At 44.7% G+C, this 25,592-nt stretch carries 17 protein-coding genes; 9 read left to right on the top strand and 8 right to left on the bottom strand.

Annotated features, from left to right (window positions below):
• Window positions 1-138: 138 nt before the first annotated feature.
• Window positions 139-465 carry a hypothetical protein gene (locus tag U2F10_RS01905; protein WP_499870315.1) on the bottom strand — a complete coding sequence of 109 codons (327 nt, stop codon included), beginning with the start codon at window positions 463-465 and terminating at the stop codon, window positions 139-141.
• Here U2F10_RS01905 and ltrA (U2F10_RS01900) point away from each other — a divergent pair.
• Window positions 464-2,203, top strand: a complete 1,740-nt coding sequence (ltrA, locus tag U2F10_RS01900; protein WP_499870313.1) for a group II intron reverse transcriptase/maturase — start codon at window positions 464-466, stop codon at window positions 2,201-2,203. The two genes, U2F10_RS01905 and ltrA (U2F10_RS01900), sit on opposite strands and share 2 nt — an antisense overlap.
• A gap of 566 nt (window positions 2,204-2,769) precedes the next feature.
• On the top strand, window positions 2,770-4,488 hold the full coding sequence (gene ltrA / locus U2F10_RS01895; RefSeq protein ID WP_499870311.1) for a group II intron reverse transcriptase/maturase: 1,719 nt from the start codon (window positions 2,770-2,772) through the stop codon (window positions 4,486-4,488).
• Between the two features lie 339 nt (window positions 4,489-4,827).
• On the opposite strand, the gene U2F10_RS01890 is transcribed toward ltrA (U2F10_RS01895), so the two are convergent.
• The 4 genes from U2F10_RS01890 to U2F10_RS01875 form a co-directional block, all read right to left on the bottom strand.
• Complete coding sequence (locus U2F10_RS01890) at window positions 4,828-5,190, bottom strand: hypothetical protein (protein WP_499870400.1); 363 nt, start codon at window positions 5,188-5,190, stop codon at window positions 4,828-4,830.
• Window positions 5,181-5,531 carry a DUF5674 family protein gene (locus tag U2F10_RS01885; RefSeq protein ID WP_006519075.1) on the bottom strand — a complete coding sequence of 117 codons (351 nt, stop codon included), beginning with the start codon at window positions 5,529-5,531 and terminating at the stop codon, window positions 5,181-5,183. The genes U2F10_RS01890 and U2F10_RS01885 overlap by 10 nt, the downstream gene beginning before the upstream one ends.
• A 160-nt stretch (window positions 5,532-5,691) precedes the next feature.
• Window positions 5,692-6,719, bottom strand: a protein-coding gene (locus U2F10_RS01880) for an IS630 family transposase (RefSeq protein ID WP_431732065.1) whose coding sequence is annotated in 2 segments (ribosomal slippage) — window positions 5,692-6,290 and window positions 6,290-6,719 — 1,029 coding nt in all. Because the reading frame shifts where the segments join, the coding sequence is not laid out codon by codon here.
• Between the two features lie 125 nt (window positions 6,720-6,844).
• A complete protein-coding gene (locus tag U2F10_RS01875) occupies window positions 6,845-7,786 on the bottom strand; it encodes a hypothetical protein (protein WP_499870398.1) in 942 nt (313 codons plus the stop codon).
• 215 nt (window positions 7,787-8,001) lie between these two features.
• Between U2F10_RS01875 and U2F10_RS01870 the strand changes: the two genes are divergently transcribed.
• The 7 genes from U2F10_RS01870 to U2F10_RS01840 all read left to right on the top strand — a co-directional run bounded on the left by U2F10_RS01870 (window position 8,002) and on the right by U2F10_RS01840 (window position 17,244).
• On the top strand, window positions 8,002-8,415 hold the full coding sequence (locus tag U2F10_RS01870) for a hypothetical protein (protein WP_499870397.1): 414 nt from the start codon (window positions 8,002-8,004) through the stop codon (window positions 8,413-8,415).
• 9 nt (window positions 8,416-8,424) lie between these two features.
• Window positions 8,425-9,153, top strand: coding sequence for a hypothetical protein (locus U2F10_RS01865; RefSeq protein WP_499870395.1), 729 nt, complete (start codon window positions 8,425-8,427; stop codon window positions 9,151-9,153).
• 173 nt (window positions 9,154-9,326) lie between these two features.
• Window positions 9,327-10,664, top strand: a complete 1,338-nt coding sequence (locus tag U2F10_RS01860; protein ID WP_499870394.1) for a VMAP-C domain-containing protein — start codon at window positions 9,327-9,329, stop codon at window positions 10,662-10,664.
• Between the two features lie 12 nt (window positions 10,665-10,676).
• A complete protein-coding gene (locus tag U2F10_RS01855; protein WP_499870392.1) occupies window positions 10,677-11,693 on the top strand; it encodes an AAA family ATPase in 1,017 nt (338 codons plus the stop codon).
• A complete protein-coding gene (locus U2F10_RS01850) occupies window positions 11,690-12,961 on the top strand; it encodes an SAV_2336 N-terminal domain-related protein (protein ID WP_499870391.1) in 1,272 nt (423 codons plus the stop codon). The genes U2F10_RS01855 and U2F10_RS01850 overlap by 4 nt, the downstream gene beginning before the upstream one ends.
• Window positions 12,962-15,772 (top strand): COR domain-containing protein, encoded by a 2,811-nt coding sequence (locus U2F10_RS01845; protein WP_499870389.1) that lies wholly within the window; start codon window positions 12,962-12,964, stop codon window positions 15,770-15,772.
• Between the two features lie 68 nt (window positions 15,773-15,840).
• The gene (locus U2F10_RS01840; protein WP_499870388.1) at window positions 15,841-17,244 is read left to right on the top strand and encodes a caspase family protein; all 1,404 of its coding nucleotides are present in this window, start codon (window positions 15,841-15,843) and stop codon (window positions 17,242-17,244) included.
• Here the strand turns inward: U2F10_RS01840 and U2F10_RS01835 are convergent.
• The 3 genes from U2F10_RS01835 to U2F10_RS01825 all read right to left on the bottom strand — a co-directional run bounded on the left by U2F10_RS01835 (window position 17,227) and on the right by U2F10_RS01825 (window position 25,590).
• Window positions 17,227-18,321, bottom strand: coding sequence for a hypothetical protein (locus U2F10_RS01835; protein ID WP_499870386.1), 1,095 nt, complete (start codon window positions 18,319-18,321; stop codon window positions 17,227-17,229). The two genes, U2F10_RS01840 and U2F10_RS01835, sit on opposite strands and share 18 nt — an antisense overlap.
• Window positions 18,322-18,388: 67 nt before the next feature.
• Window positions 18,389-24,538, bottom strand: a complete 6,150-nt coding sequence (locus tag U2F10_RS01830; RefSeq protein WP_499870384.1) for an SAV_2336 N-terminal domain-related protein — start codon at window positions 24,536-24,538, stop codon at window positions 18,389-18,391.
• Window positions 24,535-25,590: an AAA family ATPase gene (locus tag U2F10_RS01825; protein ID WP_499870382.1), complete on the bottom strand. Its 1,056-nt coding sequence runs from the start codon at window positions 25,588-25,590 to the stop codon at window positions 24,535-24,537. The genes U2F10_RS01830 and U2F10_RS01825 overlap by 4 nt, the downstream gene beginning before the upstream one ends.
• Window positions 25,591-25,592: the final 2 nt, after the last annotated feature.

Raw genomic sequence — 25,592 nt, 5'->3', positions numbered from 1 at the left:
GACAGCGTATTCCCCACCTAGCGACTGGCTATCAACGGGTGAAGCGGGAATAAAAGGCGGTAACCAGGGAGCCTCACCTGGAATCCCGTTGAGCATGAACATATGGAGAGCGAAAGCGAAGGTGTGTCTGAGTCATCGTTAATTAGAACCAGCCGCTGAGGCCAACCGGCTGGGGCCAAAAAGGCAAAGGATATGGGGCTGACCTGCAGGCCATGGATCAGTAAGCACTCCCGATAAACCCGGTGGATAGCATCCTCCTAAACGTTCAAACCAACGGTTATCTGGAACGAAGTAACCTGCTATGAGACTCTCAGGTGATGGTCGATAGCCTGAGTAGGGGCCACCTACATGTCCATCGCAGGCAGGATTGTCTAAGAAGCAAAGGCCCCGCTTAATCGCAGGGATACGCTGACGTAGACACGATGATGTAAAAGATAGAGCTGTTAGTCGTGGTGAACATGTCATGAACCCGTCGTTTCAGACGAGGTATGAATGGAAAACACTGCCTTGGCGAAAGCTAGAACGGCAGGTTTTTAAGCTGCAAACCCGAATCTATCGAGCCTCTCGCCGTGGTGATGTCAAGGCAGTCCACAGATTACAAAGACTCCTACTGAGATCCTGGGCCGCCCGATGTCTAGCGGTCCGTCGGGTCACTCAAGATAACCAAGGCAAGCGAACAGCCGGTGTTGATGGCATAGCGTCATTAAACCCACTGCAACGCATGTTCTTGGTCAAGACGATGAACCTCACGGATAAGGCGCAACCAACTCGTCGGGTATGGATACCCAAACCTGGCAAGAACGAGAAACGCCCGCTCGGCATTCCTGTTATGGCTGATAGAGCCCGACAGGCACTGCTAAAGCTCTCCCTGGAACCCGAATGGGAAGCCAGGTTCGAGCCTAACAGTTATGGTTTCCGGCCAGGACGCTCGGCCCATGATGCCATCGAAGCCATTTTTAACTGCATCCGCGTTAAACCCAAGTTTGCGTTAGATGCCGATATCTCGAAATGCTTTGACCGCATCAGTCATTCTGCACTGCTGACAACCCTCAATGCCCCGCCGACCATTTACCGTCTGGTAAACGCATGGCTCAAAGGGGGTGTGATGGAATCAGGTCAATGGTTTCCAACGGATGCGGGGACACCACAAGGGGGCGTTATCTCTCCCTTGCTGGCAAATATCGCACTCCACGGAATGGAAACCCAAATCCAGCAGGTGAACCCTCAGGCTCGTCTGATTCGTTATGCTGATGACTTGGTCATTTTGCATGAACAGCTTGAGGTCATTCAAGCCTGTCAGCAGGCCATTGCTCAATGGCTAGCCGAACGGGGATTAGCCTTACATCCTAGTAAAACCCGGTGTACCCATACCTTATATGAGCATCAGGGCAATGTGGGCTTTGACTTTCTGGGATTCACGGTTCGACAATATCGAGTTGGGAAGAACCAATCAAAGTCTCATCAAGGATTCAAAACGCTGATTACTCCCAGTCGGCAAAATCTCAAACGCCACCTGAAGCAAGTCAGGTCTATCATTCATACTCATCAAGCATCTCCACAAGAGGTGCTCATTCGGACACTCAATCCGATAATTCGAGGATGGACAAACTACTACGCTACTGGCGTCAGTAAAAAGACCTTTCAAACCGCTCAACGGCAGACGTTTTTGAAGCTATGGCGATGGGCTATTCGACGACACCCCAATAAGGGTAAACGTTGGATAATGCACAAATATTGGCACCAGTCTAAATTCTCGACCCGAAACAATCAGAGCTTTCATCTGATCAATCACCACGATATTCCGATAAAACGGCACATCAAGGTGAAAGCGGATAGAAGCCCGTTTGACGGAGACTGGGTGTACTGGAGTCAACGACTTGGTACACATCCTGCATTGCCGATACGAGTAGCTACACTACTCAAACGACAATCAGGTAAATGTTGCTTCTGTGGATTGTACTTTAAAGCTGAAGACCGGATGGAAGTAGATCATATTCTTCCTAAGTCACAAGGGGGGAATGGATGTTACGACAATCTACAACTTCTGCATCGACATTGTCATGACAGCAAAACGGCTATCGATTTGAAGAGGTCTGCCTTGTCAGGGCATTGCATTGTTGAGGAGCCGGATGAAGGGAAACTTTCACGTCCGGTTTTGGTGCGACGTGAAAGTCGTGCGTTCAGCGCCACTGGCGCATTTTGATTAGGAAGCCGTCTTCCCCAGGGGAGCCTTCCTCCCTGTCCCTACGTAAAAGAGTCACTGACTCCGCTTACGCCAGGAGTAAGTAATGAAACTAGCGGAAAGCAAAGCACGAAAGCTCACGATATTGGCAGCCCAAGTTGATATGGAGAGCAAAGGGAAGACTGAAACGGGTTAACGCAAGTGAATCATCATAAGTCTCGTGAGGCGTGAAAGGTGAAATCAGGCTGATACACCTTAACCAAACTGGTAAGTGGGTAGGCAATGAGTCTCAGAACGCTCAAAGCGAAAGGACAATAATCCCACCGGGGTATAGATGGAACCTAATTCAGTCGCAGATCAAACGCACGGAACACGGTAAGCCCTATAGGTTCTCTGGCAAAGGTCGATAACCAGAGTAGGTCAACCGCAAGGACGACACAACTACCTAGAGGGTAAGGGAAATTGGAAAAAGCGAACGCTCCTGGTAATGCGGGAGATACGGGTTCAAAAATTTGCCCGATACCGAAAAGGTAGCTGACTTCCAACAGGTCTTCAACGATAAATCAACGTGAAGAAATCTAACCAACGTGAAAGATAGAGTCAAAATAGACATCGGAACGGTGGGCCGTCTTCAAGTATGGGCTTCCATCAACTGGAAACGCGTCAAGAAGAAGGTACGAAATCTAAGGCAGCGAATTTATCGTGCGACTCAGGAACATCAATGGAATCGGGTGAGAAGCCTGATGAAGTTGATGCTCCGCAGTTACTCTAACCTGCTGCTAGCAGTGCGACGGGTGACCCAGCAAAACCGAGGAAAGAAGACGGCTGGCATTGATGGCCAAGTTGCCCTGACTCCTCAAGCCAGGGTCAATTTGGTTAATGAGATGCAGGCTTACTGCTTATGGAAAGTTCACCCTGCTCGAAGGGTTTATATTCCCAAGGATAATGGGAAAAACCGTCGTCCATTAAGCATCCCCACACTCAAAAATCGAGTCGCACAAGCAATTGTTAAAAATGCACTAGAACCGAGCTGGGAAGCTCGATTTGAGGCACATAGTTACGGTTTTCGCCCTGGCCGCAGTTGTCAAGATGCCATTAAACAATGTCATTCTCGATTGAGGAAAGGCGTGGATACTTGGGCTTTAGACGCCGATATAAAAGGTGCATTTAACAATATCAGTCACGATTATATCCTCAATGCCATCGGGCTAATTCCTGGCAGAGGACTCATTAAACAATGGCTGAAAGCAGGCTATATTGAAGCAGAGGTGTTTTACCCGACAGAAAGCGGAACCGCGCAAGGTGGAATCATTTCACCTGTACTCGCAAATATTGCACTGGATGGAATAGAAGAACTTTTATCTCAATTCAAAAAGGTAAAAGAATATCGAAGTTTCAACCAGAAAACAGGGAGATATCAAACCAAACGCGTATGGAGCAATAAGTATGGATTTATTCGCTATGCGGATGACATTATTGTGACTGCGCCTTCTAAGGAGGACATTGAAGCGGTCAAACCCATCTTAGAGGATTGGCTAAAACAAAGGGGCCTGACATTCAATCGAGAAAAGACGAAAATTGTTCATATCGAACAGGGTATCGACTTCCTCGGATTTACTGTCAGACAATTCAAAGGCAAATGCCTGATCACCCCAGCCAAACAAAAGGTGAAAGATTTCCTCCAGCGCATCAGAGACTGGCTCAGAGCCAATCCCTCGCACAAGCCGGAAGTTGTCATCGGACATCTCAACCCAATTCTCAGAGGATGGGCCAATTACTACAGACATGTTAACAGTGCAAAGGTCTTCTCTTCCCTCGACCATTACATCTGGAAAGCCCTCTTCCAATGGTGCAAGAGGCGGCATCCCAGAAAAGGGAAGCGATGGGTTGTGGATCAATATTTCAAAGTGTTTCGGGAAAAGAAATGGTACTTTACGGCCTCGGCCACAAGCCGAGACGGTCGAGCCATTCACTACTCCCTGACTCACTTGGCAACCATTCCCATCGAACGCCATGTCAAGGTTACTGGCAAGGCATCACCAGATGACCCAACGCTCAGAACATACTGGCAACAGCGTCAAACCCGGCAAGGTAAAATTTACTGGGCCAAAGGCTCGAAGTACTACCAAGTAGCTGAGAACCAAAATTGGCAATGTCCAGCCTGTGAAGAGCACCTGTTTAACGGAGAGCAACTGCATACCCACCATGTAATTAAGGTGGCAGACGGAGGGACAGACCGGGTTGAAAACCTACTCCACCTTCACAAAGTGTGTCATCAGCACCTACACATGGAGACAACCTTCTGAGTTGCAGAAGGCTTGAGCCGGATGGCATGTAAGTGCCACGTCCGGTTCTAAGGGGAGGGAGATGAGGCGACTTACTCTCCCTTACCCGACAAGACGAGCCGTTGAGGCGACTCAGCGGCTTAGTCTAACATTCGGTTTGACGCCATAAATCTTCTTGATCGGCATAGGCATTTTTGCTGTGGGTAATCAAGCACAATTTTCACCACGAGTAGCAATCCCGTAGGCTAAATTTGCCGCTACAGTTTCTTCCACTCCAGCTATAAAAGTGGAATTGGGAATATCTATAAAATTCACCTAAAACGACGAGCACACTATTAGTTGCGGAGAGAGTCAGCTCTGTTAAGCCGATAATGTGTGCTGTTTAAGAATTCGTTCGCACCACTCTTGAGAAAGTCGTGCCACCTCCTGACGTTTTTGCTCATCCCCCCACCAAGCCGAGCAATTTAATTTCCAGCGACTCAGCAACCGTTGCAGGTCAGCCAGCTCAACAGCCTGGTCCAGATCAGTCTCTAAATCAATATCTGGTACTATCCACTCAATAAAAAACTGACTTTCCCTAATAAGGTGTTCAACAACTGATTCACCGGTAACGCTGTCAGCAAAAAACTGAATGCGAGTTAAATTCAACGCAAGACTTTCCAGCTGAGCTGTTTGGTCAGCCTGAAGGAATCGTTTTTTGAGAATGTCCCAGTTCACTCCCATTGAATTTCAACTCCTTCTAGAAACGACCTGATAATTTTCTCTATCTTTTGACGTAACTCAAGATCTTGAATTTGCATCGAACGATTGTTTGCACTAGGGCGAATATTAATGATCGATTCAAAACCCACAGACTGATTAGTGGGATACCAGTCCGCCCCCCAAACATTTTTTTGCTCGCTACCATCATCCAGCAAAACCAGCTCACAATCAGCGTGCAATTCCCCGCCCCCAGCTAAAACTTCACGCTCAACGTCCACCGCCATTTTAATGTAAATTCCCAGAGCCTTTAACATTTGGTCAACCTGCTCGGGGGTAGCACGGCCTCTAACGATCACAATCATGGTTCATCTATTCGTGCTTGGCATCCTCTAATCTATGTATCGTTAGTTTTAGCCCAAATAGTACTGGCGCTACGATGATATCTCCATGGCAAAAAAGCAGAATACCATAGCCCCATCCACATGCCGTATTTCAAGGATGACTCTATCGTATATAGCGTTCCTATTTGATTGGTGAGAATGTTCCATACATATGCATTTTGGGAAAGTCAAAGAGTTCCAGGGCACAAAACTGCTCAAATAGAGCTTTGAGGCCAGTGAATGACGGCTTCAATCCAGCCATCTGTCTGACCCAGGTCTTGGCTTGTAACCAAACATCCTCAATCGGATTTTGAGTTGGGTCGTTGGGCGCAAAGCGAATGCAGTGGATACGCCACTGGGATTCTGGCAGTCCTTCATTGAGCTCGTTTAAGCACGCTTGAATCTCCTGAGAACGATGATAACTGGCTCCATCCCATAGAATAATCAAGCGCTGGTTTGGAAACTGACGCTGCAAGAACTTGAGATAGGCCAATGTACAGGTCGTATTGCCGGCAGCGTGGGCCTCAACGAAAACGCGTTTACTCAGCAGGTCCAAGGCCCCATAGTACGTCTGCCGGTCGCGTTCATTGACAATCGGGACCTCAACGCGCTGATTTCGACGTCCCCAAACGTAGCCTTCGAGATCCCCACTCATCAGATGACATTCATCGACAAACAACACCCTCACTTGGCCACATTCAATCTCGGTGCGGTAGCGTGCCAATAGCCGTTGGATGTCGGCTTTTTTTTAGCCACTAGAGCGGGATCGGTTTTGGGGTTGACCTTGCTGGTTTTCTTCCAACTCAGACCAGCGGTCTCGAATAAGTCGTAGTAACTCTGTTTGGACTCATAGCTGACCCCATATTCACTGGCCAGGTGATACTCCAATTCATTCAGTGTCCAGATAGCTTTGGTCCCGAGCCACTCGATAACAGCGGCCTTTTGAGCAGCACTCAGATAGCTTTGACGACCTTTATGACGCGGTGCAAAGCTGCTGAGTCCCTCGGCCTCGTATCGCTGCTTCCAGTTTGCAATGAAGCCCATCGACACGTCGAGAATACTGATAATCGATTCGTAGGTATGCCCCTGATAGAGCAGTTTAACTGCTAGGGCTTTCTTCACCTGACGACCATCACGTTGCGTCTTGATGAAGGTTTTCAATTCTTCGATGGCTGCGGTTTGACTGGATACTGGTATCTCCGAACTCATAACGATACGGGGGGAACATGCTCTGATGAATACAATTTCTCAGATCATACCGATCTACCCTCAAGAATCAAGACGGATGACTATAGTTAGCTTGGCGATGAAATGCCTTCAATGCATCCAAATCGTTTCAAGACCAGCAGTTTTTCAATCGTGATTACACCACTCCAATCTTGATAGGCCTGTTGCCATGCATCTGGGAACATATCTCCCCAAGACCAGGTGGGTAACCAATCACCATCTTTACTTTGAGTCGCAACCTCGTAGGCTAAATTTGCTGCTACAGCGTCTTCCATGCCAGCCATAAAAGGAGATTCGGGCGCATCGATTACTTGTAATGGTCGCAAGCAATAGCCTTCCCACTTTGTAGGATCTTGTTCAATGGTTCCATCAAGCTGCTGGGCCAATGCTTGACGAATTTGTTCACGGAATTCATTGGGTAGTGTTTTTGTCTTCATTAGACGTAAGCAACACAATAGGTCATGCATCTCAATCTCATTTGCAGGTGATAATGCACCCATCACCCGCTCCGATACCTGGGAGATAATGGTTGCCGGGACAAGATGTTGATAGTCATATAGATACCCTAGAATCTCAGCGGTGGGGTTAAGAGAGAATGACTCCGGTTCATCGTCATCATTTGATTGCTCCCACCAAGGAGCATGGGGGCTCTGCTGAGCTGCTTTAGGGATGATGGGCCAGTGCCATTCTTTTCGATCCAGTGTTTTTAGCAGATAGGCGATCGCAACTGAGACTAACTCATGATCTGAGGTGCCTTTAATGGAGCGGAGTACTTGAAAGGCTATGGATGTACAAAGTGCCGAGCTATCATTTGTGCGCAAATCAGGTTCTAGTCCATGGCCAAAACCGCCATCTGGATTCTGGAATTCCTTTAATGCAGCAATTACTGAGTCGGCTGATGCTCCGTTAAAGGCATAGTGGAATCTGGCGATTTCTAATGACCGTCCCTTTCGTTCAATAAACTGTCGTGAGGCATCTAAGGCTGCCCTGGTCAGGATTGGTTTTGTCATTGTGCAGCCATCTCGATTTAATTAGTTTATTTGTACTATCTTAGAAGTTTTCAGTCATGCTGGCTAAAATGCTGTAATTGATTGAGTGAATTCAGCATCCTATCCGCAACAGATATCTCAGGAACACTTAAACGTTAATTTATTTAGCGATTTATCAGCATTTGTAGGTGCAAGCGCTAGGCTTTGGTCAAATAGTTTCCTGAACATGCTGAGCCATGCCTCGTAAACCCAGCAATGATGATCCAGATAAGCCCACCAAATCGCGGGTGCGCTTTATTTTTGAGCCAGACCGTAGCTCCCCTAATGGTGTTACCTATAGCTGGCTGATTCATCGTACTTACAAGGGTAAAGAAAAAGCGGCCACTGCGGCTCGGGCTTTCTGGCTACCTTTTGCTTATAAAGATACTGGTAAGCATTCGGAGGCAGAGCTAAAGGACCTGGCCCGACAGTCTATTATTCGGATGGAAGAGCAAATTCAGCATTTGCGGGAAACGTTTGGGATTGAGCCCCCTCCAAGTGAATCTGACCAGTCTGAATTTCCAGCAATTAGCCCAATGGCGGTACCGACAGGAGAGATTTCTCTGTTGGCTCAAGATGATCTACTCAACGACTTTTCGGATGTGTTGTAGGTAGTAATCATGGCAAAGTCTCCTAAAGCTGATAAAGAAACGACTTCGGAAGAGGCTCCATTACTGCCTCGTGAGCCTGATACGGAGAAGGGGAAACAGGCGCGAGAACAGTATTTAGTTCTGGCAAAGGCTGCTCTTAGAGTGAATTTCGAGGATTATCAGACTTTATTTCAGGCTTACGCGAGTGAGGAGCCTGAGGATCAACAGACGGCGCAACAATTGGATCGCACGGTTGCTCAGGTGGCATTGCAAGCGGGGCATTCTCCTCGGCAGGTGATTCAGTTTGTTGCGCAGGGACCCTATGTACAATGTGAGACAAGGGCACAATCGCCAGAGGAGAAGAAGGCGGCTCTGCCCAAGCTTCTGCACTATGCTAAAACGCAGGTGGATACGGCTCAGAAGCAGCGGTATACGGAATATGCGAATGCGGTGACTGGTAAGATTCAAAGCTACGCTGATCTGTATCGAGAGCATGTGAGTAGTGACCTGGCGGCGATTCAGTTGGACCAGCAGGTGGTGGCGGCGGCACTGAGGGCTGGGGAGTCGGCTGAGGCGGTAACCCACTTATTGTATCAGGGGCCGTATGCTCAATTTCAGCAGGGGGTTAAGGGGATGGATGCTGGGGCGTTGGATCAGTATGCTAAGGGTACTGTGGCTCAGGTGCAGTCGATTCAGTCGTTGCAGATATTGGGAACTCGACCATCGGCTCGCAGGGCTTCGCCAGACTTGGGTCGTTAGTTGAGTAGTCGGTGGCTAAAGATTTGGCTATGTAACCTCTGTACCTACCTGTTTAAGGTCTAAAAATTTGCGTAAGTTATCGAGTTAAGGCTGTTTACAGCAGTAAGCTTGAGAAAAGGCTATATTGAGGCCGAAGCTGTAAGCAGGAAACCAAGTCAGTCTATACGTATGCTATGAGTCAAGGATCTACGGATGCTCAAAAATCACAAGGACTCATACAAAATCCACAAGGTGGAATAAATCAGCGTTTTGGTAATGAGCAGCAAGTTGATACGGGCGGTGGCGACTCTGCAGGTGGAGATGTAGATAAACGCTCGTTTATCAATATTTTTATTGGTGCAGATGCAGCATCTGATGGGCTGGTCCCTGAAGCTATGGATAAGTTGCTGTGGATATTGGACCAGTATGGTGATGGTAAACGTGTAAGGCAAGCCTATCAAAGTGCTTTACCTGCAGATGCTGAGCTTTCGCAACCAAGGGTAAGTCAACCCGAAAGTATGGTCCGTCAACTTCAGGAATTTCGTCGATTAGATCAGTTTTTAGATCAGCTTCTGGTAGATACAGATACCCCAGAAGCGATTCGACAACAGCTGAAGGAATTTAAGTCACAGACTGATAATTCAGACTTACCTACAAGTAATATTTCTAGTAGTGGTAAGCCAGAAATCATACAGGCGTATTTGCAAATTGTGGTACGCCCAGAGTTGAGTTCAGATAAGCTAATAGTCAATGGATGGTTAATTCCTAATGATCTTGAACAGGATTCTGCCAAGCGTTATCAGCCGTTGGACCTTGATAAGGCAAAAAAAGGGGCTTCCTGTGAGATTGAAGAGGTACCCAAGATTCTTAATAGATTTTTGAATCAAGCACTAGAGTACCTGACCGGTCAGCGATACGAGCTAACGATTGAGGTATTTTTGCCCCTCAGTTATCTTTGCGCCAACGTTGATAGTTGGGAGTTGACTGATCTGTTTTTCGAGGATGAAACGTATTTGTTAGGGACGAAATATCCGGTTATTGTGAGATCGCAAGAACGTCTTGACCCTCGGTATTTAGCTTCGCGGCTGCCCCAGTGGCATAGTAACTGGGATCGAGTGACAGCTAGCCTGGCTTCAGTTCCAACCCAAGATGCGTTTGAACATCTTGACCAGATGGAGACTTGTAACTGGAAACAAGTGGGCAACCGCCTAAAGCAAAAGTTAGGGCTTAAGATGACCTGCGGGCTGGTGGAAGCGCATAAGAAGTATTTGTTTACTTGCATTCTCAAAGCTGCATCACCTATTGCCATTTGGCCAAGACAAGATCTGCCTGGTCAATGCAGTGCTATTAATCAGTTAGTAATGGCTGGGCCTTTGTCAGATCTCAGAGAAGTCGTTCGACAAAAGCGGGAGGAAGCTGACTGTGCTGATTGCCCTCAGTCTCATGTTGGATCACATCTGGCTGTACTGTGGGAAAATCCAAATCGGCTAACGCCAGATGCGATGGCACAATTCAGAACACCAGGACAGTAGGGGGAAGAAACCGTGGATAGTTGGCGCATTTTTACAGGTACTGGAGAGCCCCATGATCGCATTTCCTCACTGCCAGAGCCTCCTAGATGGCGTCAGTTTGAGCGAGATTCTGAAACCCTAGAATGGGTTGATGAGCCACCTGCTTTAAGTAATAGGGACAGAACACGGGGAGAAAGCTTTAGGGTTTCACAAGATAATGATGATCTGGTGAATGTAGTGAATGCGGCTCTCTATTTGCGAAGGCCTTTGTTAGTGACTGGTAAACCAGGAACAGGAAAAACGTCTTTGGCGTATAGGATTGCTTATGAGTTAAATTTAGGAGCTGTGCTGTCTTGGTCAATTACGGCACGGGCAGCATTACAAGATGGACTGTATCGTTATGATGCAATCTCACGATTGCAAGATGTACAGCTAAAGAAAACATCGTATTCTGACCGTGATGAGAACTCTAACATCGGTCGATACATTCAGTTAGGACCAATGGGAACGGCTTTGCTACCAGCCAAACGCCCCAGAGTGTTGTTGATTGATGAATTTGATAAGAGTGATATCAATTTACCTAATGATTTGTTGAATCTGTTTGAGGAAGGGGAGTTTGAGATTCCTGAGTTGGCCCGACTAGCCAAAGATACAGAACGAGTTCAGGTGCGTACTTATGATGGACAGGAAGTTACCCTCAGGGCAGGTAAGGTGAAGTGTGATAGTTTTCCATTCATCTTATTGACCAGTAATGGAGAGCGAGATTTCCCGCCTGCATTTCTGCGACGTTGTTTACGATTGACTATGCCAGATCCGACTGAAAATGCTTTAGTTGATATGGTGAAGGCACACTTAGGGGATGAGGTGATTAAAGAGGCAGAACCGCTAATTGAGCAGTTCGTGGAAAAGCGTATTAAGGGAGATCTATCACCTGACCAGCTTTTGAATGCAGTGTATTTGGTGACGCGACAATTTAGTCCAGTGGGCGGCGACCAGGCAAAACTGATGGATGTGTTGATGAAGTATCTTTCCAGTGCGGAGGATGGATGATTAATCAACTAGCGGTAGCATTAAGACATGAGTTGGGACTGACGAGTAAAGAAATTGCAGATATAGTGTGGCTTACGCTCCAAATGAATGAGCCAGAGTCAGCAACTAGTAGAGTTGATGAGGGGAATATAACAACTACAAATCAACAAAATCTTAGGCATTCCCAGAAAAGAAAACCCATTAACCAAAATCAACTTGAGTTTCTTTCAGATTCTGAGGAAAACATTAAGTCTCAAAAAATAAAATCTTCAAAAGCTGAACTTCATTCTCCTTCCAGTACTCAAACTACTACACAAGATGGTATGGGAGCTGGGTTACCGCTAAAAGTTGCAGATGCTAGATCCCTTAGAGAACCATTACCTTTAGCAGATTCTCTCAAACCTCTTTTAAAGAGGGTGATGGTGGGTCTAAGTACAGTGCTCGATGAAGCTGCAACAGTAAGATATATTGCGGATCAAAACATATGGATGCCTGTATTAAAACCATCCTTAGAACCCTGGCTTGATTTGGCTCTAGTCGTAGACGAAAACATCTCAATGCATCTATGGCAAAAAACAATTAAAGAGTTGCAAAAAATATTGAAAAACTATGGTGTCTTTCGGGATGTGCGGGTTTGGAGTTTGATAAAAGAAGAAGGAAAGCAGGTGAAACTTTACCCTAAAAAAGAGTCTATTGCTCAGCGAGCTTCTTCTTCTTTGCGCGAACCAAGTGAATTAATTGATCCCAGTGGTCGAAGACTGATTTTGGTAGCGACTGATTGTGTCTCAACTATCTGGCGAGATGGATCGATGTTGCCTCTCTTAAACATGTGGACAACAAGTGGACCAATGGCAATTGTACAAATGTTGCCAGAATGGTTGTGGGAACGTACGGCTTTAGGATGGGCTTCTGTTGTAAAACTACATTCCCCGAGGCCAGGGATTTCTAATCAGCAGCTTGAAGTACGTAATTTATCATCTTGGGAAGAGGTGAATTTGGAGATAGGAACCCCAGTGCCTGTAGTAACATTAGCTCCAGAAACATTTTTGAATTGGGCGAAAATGCTCACCTCCAAAGGAGGTATATGGTCAACAGGATTCGTTTTTGATTCAGATTCTTTACATAGAGGAACTGAATCAAACCAATTGCAGGCTCTTAACGGGAAAACTATTGAACAACAAGTACAGCAATTTCGTTCCATATCTTCTCCAATGGCTCGGCGACTTGCAGGCCTGTTAGCAGCTGCACCGGTCATCAGTTTACCTATCGTACGCATTATTCGAGATTGATTGCTCCCTCATTCACAACAATTGCATGTAGCTGAAGTTTTTCTAAGCGGTTTATTAAAACCAAATTCTAAATTTCAATTAGATAATGTCAAGCCTGATGAAATACAATACAACTTTGTAGATGGTGTAAGAGACATCTTAATTGAATCAATGTCTAATCAAGATGTTCTGAACGTTTTGGATGAGGTGTCCTTATACGTTTCAAATCGATTAGGCTTGTCAGTAAATGAATTCATTGCTATTTTGAAGAGCCCAACACAGAAAGCAAGTCAAAAATATATTTATCAATCCTATCCTTTTGCAAAAATCACGACTCAGATCTTAAGAAAACTAGGTAAAGAATATTCAAATATTGCTCAAGAATTAGACGTTGTAGATGTCACTTTAGAACGATCATGGAACGCCCATGAAGTTGAATTGCCAGTATCCAAAGAGTTTCTTCTGAATTTTATTAGAATAGCTATAGAAGAAAAGAAAGAAACAATGTCTTTCTCTGGTCTTCAGCTTTTAGAATTGCCAGAAGAGATGACTCAACTTACTCATCTCCGATCACTTGATCTAAGTGATAACCAATTAAACATTTTGCCAGAGTGGATTAGTCAACTAATAAATCTTCGATCACTCAATCTTCGTAATAACTTTTTGAAAAGGCTTCCAGCTACTCTTCAACAATTGTCAAGATTAAAAAAAATAAGCTTGGAAGGTAATCCATTACCTATCCCACCAGAGATTTTAAACTCAAAACCCGCAAAAAAGGCACAAGATATTCTTGAATTCTATTTTTCAGCACAACAAGATCCCCAATCTGCAAAACTTTTCGAAGCTAAAGTTTTATTAGTCGGAGAAGGAGGCGCGGGTAAAACTACCCTAGCTAAAAAGATTCAGGATGAAACGTACGAACTCAAGGAAGCTGAAAAGTCTACGGAGGGAATTGATGTTATCCGCTGGAAGTTTGACCAGCCAGATAGCAATCCGTTTCGGCTAAATATGTGGGACTTTGGCGGACAGGAAATCTACCATGCTACTCACCAATTTTTCCTGACTAAACGGTCCTTATATGTGTTGGTTGCTGATACCCGTAAGGTGGACACTGACTTTTATTACTGGCTCAAGGTTATTGAACTGCTAAGTGACAATAGTCCAGTGATTATTGTTAAAAATGAAAAGCAAGATCGCCAGTGCGAGGTCAATGAGCGTCAGCTCAGGGGACAGTTTACCAATCTTCAGAAAATCTTAGCAACTAATCTCGCTGATAATCGTGGCTTAGCTGAGATCAGAGAAGCGATTCAAAAAGAAGTGGTTGATTTGCCCCATGTGGGCACTGCCCTACCAGGTATTTGGGTCAAGGTGCGGTCTGCCCTCGAAAACTACAGTAAAAATGCAAATTGTAATCACATTACGGTGGAGGAATATTGTGAGCTTTGCAAGCTTCAAGGTTTTACTGATAGACAACAAATGCTCAACCTGAGCGGATACCTCCATGACCTGGGGGTGTGCTTACATTTTCAAGATGACAAACTCCTCAAGAAGACCGTTATCTTAAATCCAGAATGGGGTACCATCGCTGCCTATAAGGTATTTGACAATAAAAAAGTTCAAGCAAATCAGGGGCAATTTACCGATGAAGATCTAATGGAGATCTGGAGTGAAGACAAGTATGTAGATATGCATGATGAACTTCTACAGCTAATGATGAAGTTCAAGCTGTGCTATGAAATTCCTAACGAAAAAGGTACCTACATCGCTCCGTCTCTTCTATCGATCAATCAGCCTGAATACGATTGGGATGTGCACGAAAACATTATTCTTCGATTTAAGTATGAGTTTATGCCCAAAGGCATTCTCACCCACTTTATTGTTGAAATGCATAAAAAAACCGAGGATTCTCTAGTTTGGAAAAACGGTGTGATTGTTACTGACAATATGGCCAGGGCAGAAGTTATTGAGCATTATCATCAGGGTGAAATTCGACTGCGGGTTTCTGGTAGAAGTAAAAAGACTTTATTTACCGTAGTTGTTCATGAACTTGAGAAAATCCATGCCTCCTATGAGCGGTTGGCCTATAGAGCCTTTATTCCATGTAACTGTAAAAGTTGTCATGGCAGTCAGCAACCTTATGATTATCCCTTTGAAACATTGATCCAGTTTTTAAATGATGGACAATCAACGATTCAATGCCAAAAAAGCTATCAGATGGTCAATGTGCGTCGCTTGATTGATGATGTGACGAATCCATTACCTCAGCAACTTGTAGGTTACGACGTTGATCGAACAATATCAGAACGACCAGAGCGTTATGAAAGACAAGAATACAATGATCAGGAACCATTCCAGGAACGATTTAACGACATGATGGCGACACAACCAATGATGGGCAAGATGCCTATGCATATGGTTGAGGCTGTCCAGTCACCTACTCAAACAATTAATCCGTTTTTCCCATTCAATATTTCCCAGGAGGTTCCTATGGGTAATACCTATCAGTTTGGCAAAGGCGATAACTTTGGTGGCGATCGGGTCCAGGGCAACAAAACTGGCAACCAATTCATCAACAATCAAGACCTTGCCCGGGCTGCTCAGGATATTAAAAACCTGCTTAATCAACTTTCTGAGGAACACAATCCAAATTCTGCTGCAGGTCAAGCAAAAATCAGTGCGGCAGCCATTGAAACAATCTCTAAGGATGCATTATTAAAGCAATTAGTAATCGAAGCCCTAAAATCATCTGGAAGTGAGGCGTTAGAACAAGTTATTCAACACCCAGTGGCCCAAAAAGTTGTTGTAGCAATCAAGTCCTGGTTAGAGGACTAAGGTTAAAAAGTCAACAGATTTCCCAACTATCGCGATAAGATAGCATGTAGTAGCTTAGCTAGGTTTTTATGGCGTTTGATACAGGATATGCCCTGGTGATTGGTGTAGGTTCTTATCAACATGAACCACAACTAAATGTGCCTCTGACAGTTGAGGATGCTCAAGCAATTGTAAAAATCCTACATAATTTAAACCATTGCGCATATCCTGAGCAACAGATTCAGTTCTTGCACGACGAGACAGCAACTCGTCAAAACATTGAAGATGCTTTAGATAATCTGGCTAAAACTCTGCATGATACAGATACACTGTCTGTCTTTTATAGTGGTCATGGTGATTATGGTGACGATGGTTATTATCTGACCACCCATGATACGCGCTTAGATGGCAACCAAGTTGCTGTAGGCAGCGGACTTCATGAGAGGGCTCTTTTAGAGAAACTAAATGCCATTAAGGCAAAGCGAGTTTTTTTATTTTTTAATGCTTGCCACTCGGGAGAAATCTCTCCTGGCACTCTAGGGTCACCTGACGAGCAAGGGGCTAATATCCCGGAACAAACTGCAAATGCGCTGTTGGCAACAGGAGAAGGGCGAGTAATTATTACAGCCTGTCGGGAGACTCAAAAATCTTACTTTTCGCCGAGTGACTCTATGACACTGTTCGCGCAGAGTTTAGTTGAAGCTCTAAAGGGCAAGGGTATCCCTAGTCGAAAAGGGTATATCAGTATTTTTGACCTGTATGAAAAGGTATTTAGTCAGGTCAAAGCCGATGTGGAGAAACTATTTGGTCAATATGGCGTAGTGCAAGAGCCAGAGCTGACGATTCAAAAAGGGTTGGGAGTGATGGCTGTGGCCCTGCACAGTGGGAAAACTCCTGGTAGTGAACTGGGAGCTGGCGATGCTCCTGACGCTCTTAATGGGGCAGTGCGTGAGGTGGATGCGGCAGAAAGTCAGAGAGCTTTGCAACAAATCCTTAGTGGCCAGGTTAACCTGGCGGCTGGTGGCGATATGCAGGATGTGCAAGTGCTTGAGCGTGGAGACTATATTAATGCATCTGGCTCTCAGGGGTTTGTCAATCGGCCCAGTGGTCCAATTAATCAGGTCTTTGGCAATTCAACAGTAATTAATACGGGCGGTGGAGATTATGCCGGTCGGGATATGTATAAATCTGCACCAGCGACTCCTGCTAATGAGAATGCGGTATCCTTACAGAGCATCTGTAGTCAGGTGACTGAGCAGATCGAGCAGGCGGAGATAGCTGAGTTGGAAGATTTAGCAGATGATTTGAGGGCGATTGAGCTGGCGTTGAATGCCGCGATCAAGGCAGAGTCTGCTGGAAACACAGAGCGCCGGGATGAGACGCTAGAACGTGCTAAGCAGGCTATAGGACCCTTATCTGCAAGTTATCCTCAGCTTGGAAAATTAGCACTCAGCTGCAACAGGTTGATTGAAAGGTTAAAGTTTCAAATCTAGAATGCGCGCAGCATTAGTCAGATTAGCTTCGGTATTAGTCTCATCGATTTCGCCAATATCAAACTCATCAGCTGCCCCCAAAGCCCCCAGGCCAATGGCCATTTTGCGCAGCTGTCGCATCTCAGTTACGTACTGGTTGACTAGCTTTCGCATTTGGGAGGAAATCAGATCTGGGCTTTTGACCATCTCTTGATAGAGACTAGACATGCTAGCTTTGGCTTGCTCCCAGCTTTTCTCATCGGTTTTACTGGCCCAGGCTTTGACATCTTCATAACTAGAGTAGAAGGGCAACAGGGCTACATCCTGACGCTCTGACGTTTGGACAAGACTGTAGAGCACATAATCAGCTTCACGGAATGGTTTAGCTGATGCGGAGGTCATGCCGTAGAGCAACTGGTTATTACGAACCCAGAAGTGGTTAGAGTTAAATTGGGCCTCTGGAGTGTCTATAAGGGCAAAGTAGCCGGGTTGCATATTATCTCCGGCGTCAGGATCAAATTCCTGTCGTAGGCCGATGAGGGACTTTGTATCGCCCAGGTTAAACAGGGATTCGATGCCGTCGAGGAGGACGTTGCCGATTTTGAGATAGCTAGTGAGGGCAGTGGAGAAGTCAAGAACGCTGGCAGCGTTTTCGGTTAGTTGGAGGAGTTCTTTGACATAGTTTTTGTTTTTAATGCGACAAAGCAGAATAGAAAGATTGAGCTTGCCGCCTCGATAGGGGTGAAGGCCAGCAACCCGCGTGTTTGCAAAGATCATACCCTGGGGGGCTGGTTGGCCATGTTTTTCAATAAGGGAAGGACCAACTATAAAGGGTACTGTTTCGATCTTGTTATCGTAAATAAACTCGGAGACAACAAAGACAAATGGCTGATAAGTTGTGAACCATTCTCGTGTTTTGGAAAGATGTAGCTCATTTATACGAACCTGAAAATATCGAGCATTTTGCTTCAACGCTCCGTCTGCTGAAAGACTTAAATCTACTCGACTTTGAGGAATAGTCAAACTCATAGGCGGTTGACTGTACCCTTGAGATATTTTGCGCCAAATAGTTTGGAATCGTTCAAGTTTTGAGGACATCGTATATTTTTCCGATTATTTAATAACCTATGAAATCCAACTGGTGCAGGAAACACAGTCTACACTGTTAACTATTGAGATGTTCCTGAAAATACTCAGCATACAATTGACAGCGAGGAACTACTTTCCGCCCTTCACGCCGAATTAGTCCTGCTCCTTCCAGTCGGAATAATGTTTCTCCATCTGGAGATATTTGCTGGTTCAAAATCTGAAGTAAACCATCTACAAGCAATGGGTTACTATACACTCTTGAGAAAAGGTATCGTAGATGATCTCCAAAGGGACCACGCTCTTCATAACGGTTTTGAAACAGCTCCTCTACGGATAATTGACCATTAGCAAATAAGCTCATAGCTCGCTGAACCAGATAAGGATGACCATGGAGTAAGATCATTAGCTGCTCTAGTTGAGATTCTGAAAACGGCAACCCATGACGGGTATTTAAATCAGTTACCTGCGCCGGAGAAAAATCGGCTAGCTCGATGATTTGACCTACATTGAAGGGAGATTGGTTCAGATCTTGAATCAATTGGTAAGGTTGTGTTGAGGTAACTAGCACCAAGTCAAGCTGTTTCCAAATAGACTCTGTAGCACGACTATTATGCCACCCCCGCAACATTCCAAAAAAATCAGTTCGAAACGGTGAACTAAAGATAGACTCTACTTCATCCATCGCCAGCACTAGTGGAGATTTCAGCTCTGGCAATAGGTAATCTTGTAGGTAAAACGTAGAGACTAAAGGGTTACCAACTTCACTGTACATCTGCCACCATTGCTCTGTTTCGTCTGTCATCCGTAACTTGCGAGTCAATTGTTGACAAAATTGTCGATAGAACAGCTCAGAATCTGATAGAGTTTCCTCATCAAAAAATTGGAAGTCTAAAAAGACTACTCTTTTTTCCAACTCATAGGCCGTATTCATAATTCGGCTCAATAACGAACTCTTGCCTGTCTGAGGTGGTCCCTTGATGGTAATTGTTACGCCTTGGTTTTGAATAGTTTCTAGTGCTCCAATATCAGAGGAGCGCTCAATATAAAAACTAGATTCTAGATCCATTGCTCCTACAGGAAATTCTATGAGCTCTAGATCTGAAGACTCAGATACATGTGCGGTGGGAAACAGCTGTTCCTGCATCATTGATGTATCTAATGGTGCTCCTTCCTGAATATTCTGTTGTAATTGGGCAATCAGATCCAGCGTATCTGTTTCATCTTCCCAGAAGGCACAGTTAATATGCTTTAGGTACTCACTCAATGGATATTGGAAAGGATCTCGGTAAGCTAGCCGAACAGGCAAAATCTGAGACTTTCCCTGCTGGAAATTTAAACTATGGAAAAGTTCAATTTCTTGCATCACCATTTCACTCTGTACTGATGTTTCAGAAAGTAAAACTATTAAAAAATCTGACTGCTTTAACTGTTCATTAATCCATTGCACCCATTCAGTACCCACTAACATATTCTGGTCAATTGCAACTTCATAGGTCGCACCTAATACTCGATAGAGTTCAAGGGCCAAAGCCTCGTCAGGAGCAATATTACGTTTATAAGAGATGAAAATACGAGCTGATGCAACTGATGTTGATTCCTGAGATTGTTCTGCCAAGTCTGTTGAGGATGATTGAGACTGGTCCTTTGTCTGTTTCAAGAATACTGGCATGAGAGATGTGTCAAGTCCTTCCATCTCAATGGCCGCACAACCCCAGTGATAAGCAAATTCCAGATCTTGCCCTGCCCCCAATGCATTATAGAAGCTAAGTGTAAATTGCAGAACAGCTTGATCACCCATTGATGAACTCATACCAATAACAATATCGATATGCTTGGTAATGGCTGCTGCTTGTCCTTGGTTATAACAAGCACCTAGCAAAACACACTCTACTCGCCTAGAGACTAATTGGAATAGTCTTGCTAATACCCTATTGCCTAAGAGTTCTAATGTTCCAGATTGATTCTCCAGGAGAATACCATTAACATCTGTACCTAAACCTAAAAAATGAATGATATGTGGATCTACCTCTAGAATGGCTTGCTGTAAATCTGATGGGCTTACTGCACAACGACTTTCTATGGTAAACCGATCTCGCTGCCGAGAAATCTCTATCCTTCTGCTTATTTCTCGTACTTCCTGAGCCAGACTTAATCGCGATGTATCTGACGGATTCGTAGATAGAATGAGAATGGTTCGAGGAGATGATTTTTGACTATTTCTATTTGATTTCAAGCTGGGAACAAGAGGTGGAGAAGACTGAGCTGCTTGTAAAAAAACAGGAGTAAGGGTTGCATTGACATCTTCCAGTTCGATAGCAGTACAGCCTAAATGATAAGCAAATGCAAAATTAAAACCATTCCCTAGAGCGTCATAAAAAGCTTTTGAAAATTGAATGACAGCTCGATCACTAACAGCGTGACTTATTCCAATAACAGTGTGGCTTACTCCAATAACAGTATCAATATATTCAGCAATAGCTTCTGCTTGATTTTGATCATAACAAGCGTTGAGTAAAACGCATTCAACATGGTTAGAAAGCAATTGAAAGAATTTTGCTAGAGATTGACCAGTCAACAGCTTGAGTCTCCCAGAGTTATCTTCCAAGCTAATACCATCTGCATTTATCCCACTACCCGAAAAATGGATAATATGTGGCCTTGTCTCTAAAATCGCCCATAACATGTCTTGGATTCGCTCTGTAAAACGAATTTCCAAAGTGAAACGATCTCGTTGTCCAGAACGATTTAGACTTTCCTTTATTTCTCGTTCTTCTTCCGCCGACCTCAGACTCATTCTAGCTGACGGACTTACAGCTAGAATGAGAATAGTTCGGGAAAATGGATTTTGGTTATTTCTGTACAACTGCAAACTAGGAGAAATAGGAGGAGAAGACTGAGCCACTTGTAAAAATACAGGAGTAAAGGTTTCATCAAAACCTTCCAGGGGAATAGCGTTACACCCAAAGTGGTAAGCAATCGTGAGACCATGACCATCACCTAGGGCATCATAAAAAGTGTTCAAAAATATAACAGCAGTACGCTCACTAACTGGTTGACGTATTCCAATAACAGTAATATGCTCAGCAATAGCTTCTGCTTGATTCTGGTTATAGCAAGCACTGAGTAAAACACACTGAACCCGACTAGAGAATAATTGAAAGAGTTTCGAGAGGAAGTTGCTACTCAACAACTTGAGATTTCCAAGTTTATCCTCACAGCTAATTCCATCTGAAGCTATATCCGAACCTATGAAATGGATAATATATGGCTCTGTTTCTAAAATTGCTCGCCAGAGATCAGAGGGACGTGATATCCAATTTGAGATTATTATGAAACGATCTTTACGGTTCGCTAGTCTTAGTCTTTCATATATTTCTCGAACTTCTTGATCTAGCCTTAATGGTGATGTATCTGAAGGATTTGCAGCTAGGATTAAAATAGTCCGAACAGACAAATTTTCAGTTTCTTCACTTGAAGGAGGCTCAGTATTCGAAACAGAAAGGTGCTGATTTATCCAATCCTCGTCGAACAAAGTTCTGTAAATACGATTTCGTACTCTTAAAACCGAAGAACCGCCAGAAACTTCCGCTTTAACTATTCCTGATAATTTCAAATGAGTTTTGATCGATGCATCGACTTGGTCGTCTAAAATTTGTCGTTGACTCTGAAAAATCTCCCTGTAAAGAGTTAGGGTTGCTGAAATATCAGAAGCCCTTTTTAACAGCATATCTGGGACAAAGTTTAAGTTGTAATCTTGGGTAGAGGTATCAAGAAAGATACGTCTTACAACGTTATCTACATCTGATTTTGACCAACTCTGTTGCGACTCTTGACGGATGGCAGAGCAGAACTTCAGGGTGAGATAAGGATGACCATCAGTCCAGTCTAGAATCCATTTTAAAATATCTCTTGAATCATTGATACTTGAGGTTAGCCCTCTAGCTAGTGGTAGAGATTCTTCATATGAAAAGTCAGTCAGTTCAACATATTGACAAAAGTTAAAGGGCGTCAGTTCTGGATTACTTATCAAGATTTCCGGTGAAGCAACGCCTAATAAGGTAAATGAGAGTCGATTAAAGATAGAATCTTCAGTTCGCTGACTGTAGCAGGTTCTGATGAATGCAAAAAAAACATCAGTAAAATCGAGAGACAATGTGATATCGATTTCATCTACGAATATCACGATAGGAACATCTATTTCCCTCAGTACAATATCTTTAAAGAATCGATATAATCTTTGAGATACGCTCAGATGAGAACGAATATCCCACCACTCCCGCACTTGAACATTTAACTCTAGTTGACTCTCTATCGATAGAATTATTCCAAAGTACCAACTCTCTTCGGATATCTGAGTGCCATATGTTGAAAGATCAATGTTAATCGTACGAATACCCTGATTAGCTAATTGCTCAGATATATGTATCATTAAGCTAGATTTGCCTGTCTGTCGAGGGGCAAGCACATAAGCAAATTCACTATTTTTGCAAAGCTTTAAAAGCTCCGTGTCAGCCTGTCGTGTAAGATATATACCATCATTAGCTTGAACAATACCACCGCTAACATAAGTAGAAGTCTTATTTGTTCCCAAGGATTGATCATACTGAGAATCAGGAATTAGTGCGGATTCTATCTGTTCAGCAAATAAGCTATAACCTCCCCCAAGTCGCCTTAAAATTTGGGTTGTCACCCTTGCAAAAGGACGCGCCTGTCTAGCTAATGCTTCATCACCAGCCTCAACAGGGTCTCGTAATACAGCCGCAAATTCTTCAAGAGATAAACCAATATTCTCAGCAATAAAAGCTGACACCTCATTGAACCCATTAATAATTTCACTTTTCGGAACAGATTCTAAGAGGACATCCCGAACTCCCTCAAAAAAACTAAATTGGATTCCTGTGGGCTTTACACCTGGAGTAATCTCAGTAACTTGTTCTAACAACCCACCCAGAAAAACTTCAGCAACATGAACCTGCTTAGACTGTTGCAGCAAGCGATCCTGAATGATTCTCACAACAGGCAAATTAATAACAGGCGAAGAAGCCAGCAAACCCGCAAGCTTTCGCCCCATGGGTGATGCCGTTATACGAAAGCGTTGTACTCTTTCTTCCGCAGTGAGATTTTCTGAAATCGCCCCTAGAGCGCTACGCCGAGTAGATCTATCAGTAACGGTCGAAAAGACAGCCCCCTTTGCCCAGGTCCCCCCTTTCCCCGACAACATACTGGCCCATGTCTTAAATTCCTCAGGCTGTAGCGTAACAACGGGAATCTTGATACCTGTATTAAAATCAACCTTACTGCGACGAGAGAGTGGTTTGGCCACCAAGGTTTGATTCGTCATGCCTGGCCGTAGTCCCAAAAACTCAGTGTTCGCCGCAAACCGCAACGCCGTGCGCTCCCATAACCATTGGGGTAGCATCTGAGCAATCGCCATTGGCCCAGACTCAGCCCAGAGCTTTAGCATCGGCAAAAGAGTGCCATCTTGCCAAAAGTCTGACACACAATCACTGGCCACTAAAATTAGCCGACGACCGCTGGGGTCAAGTAACTCACTTGGACTATGGGGACGTTGGTTGTGTCCAATAACCCCGATACCAGGGCGAAGTCGAATACTACCATTCTCCTCAGCGCTCAGGCTCCAGGTACTGACATTCCGAAAAACACCATAGCGTTCTAAAATTCGCTTAAATTCTAGAACCGTGCGCTGCCAGATCAGCATCGAAGGACTTTCATCCACGATTAAAACCAGGTCAAGCCATGGCTCCAGCGTTGGTTTCAAGACAGGTGCCCAAACCCGTTCATCAGTAATGCGCTGCACGGTGGCTTCTTCATCCAATACCTTGGCGGCTCCTGACGCTACACGACGCAGCAGAGGTTTTAACGCCCTGGCCAGTTCTAAAGGCTCCCGTAGAGAACGGGCATCGGGGACCTGAAACGATAAATCTGTAGAACCCTTCGCATCGTCCTCAGTGTAAACATCCGCATGGGACTCGCCAGTGTTGGAGATATCTTCTTCTGGGTTTCTATCAGGTTCAGGAGGTAGAGGTTGTTCAGGTGGTTGGAATTGAGTCGATGTAGACTGAGCTGTTTCCTCAGTATCAGCCGTCATTGAGGCATCATCTTGCTCAGCAGGTTGGATATGGGCAGTCAGCCAGAGCACATCGGCGATTTCCTCACCGGTTAGCTCTAATTCAAGACCTAAGGCTGCAACCAATCCTTTGATCATTGATCCTCCGTACTTGAGAGATATTTCAAAAGTAGGTCAATGAGCTTTGTCTGTTCTTCTTCGGTCGGGCTTTGCTTCCCAGTCACCAGATAAACAGCATTCAAAAGTTGGTCTGGAGCAATATTTCCTTTCTGACGACGCTTTACAAAGTCCTGAATAATTGGCAGAGCTTTTTCTAAAACATCTGGACGATTCTTGAAGTGAGCTTTAACAATTTCAGTCAGGGCAGTTTCATCCGGGTCCTTGATTTTTAACCGCAGACAACGGCGCAGAAATGCAGGGGGAAAGTCACGTTCCCCATTGCTAGTGAGAATAATAAAAGGAAATTCATAGCAGCGAACAAATCCATTGGTAATCTTAGCGCGTCCTCCTGAATCATAGGTACGCACGTTAGCCATTTGATCTGGTTCATCCTCATCTCGCTTAAGCCTGGCTAGTTCTGGGATTTCATATTCTCCTTCCTCAAAGAGATTAAGCAGATCATTGGGAAGGTTAATATCACTCTTATCAATTTCGTCTATCAGTAGTACGCGGGGACGCTTGGAAGGTAGTAGCGCCGTTCCTAGGGGACCTAGCTGAACATATTGCCCTACACTTTCGGTATTTTGCACCTGAACAGGTTTGCCATCGGCATTGACGATCACTTGAGCATCTTGCAGGCGAGAAATCGCATCGTAGCGATAAAGACCTTCTTGCAACGTAGAGCGTGCCGTGATCGGCCATAGCAGTACCGGACCAAGCTGAAGTTCATGGGCAACTGCATAGGCCAATGATGTTTTACCGGTACCGGGTTTCCCCGTAATCATCAATGGTCGTCGTAGATACAGAGCTGCATTGACAACATCTACAATCTCAGGTTGAGATGCCGGAATGCGAAAAGACTTTCCACGTTCCTCTGTTTTTTCACTATCACCCTTGGGTAGCTCAACAAAGTTAAACTGAGACTCAGGTTTAACGCGACCAAACTTACGCCAGTCAGGGGGCTCTGGAAGGTCGTCAATTCTATTGTGAGTGTCCGTTTGGTTGCCTAAGAAAATCTTCCAATCGCTCATAA

Source organism: Leptothoe sp. EHU-05/26/07-4 (genome assembly GCF_043421015.1).
Taxonomy (GTDB): Bacteria; Cyanobacteriota; Cyanobacteriia; order Phormidesmidales; family Phormidesmidaceae; genus Leptothoe; species Leptothoe turfae.
The sequence above is the reverse complement of the archived record's forward strand: the minus strand, read 5'-3'. Positions and strand labels throughout refer to the sequence as shown.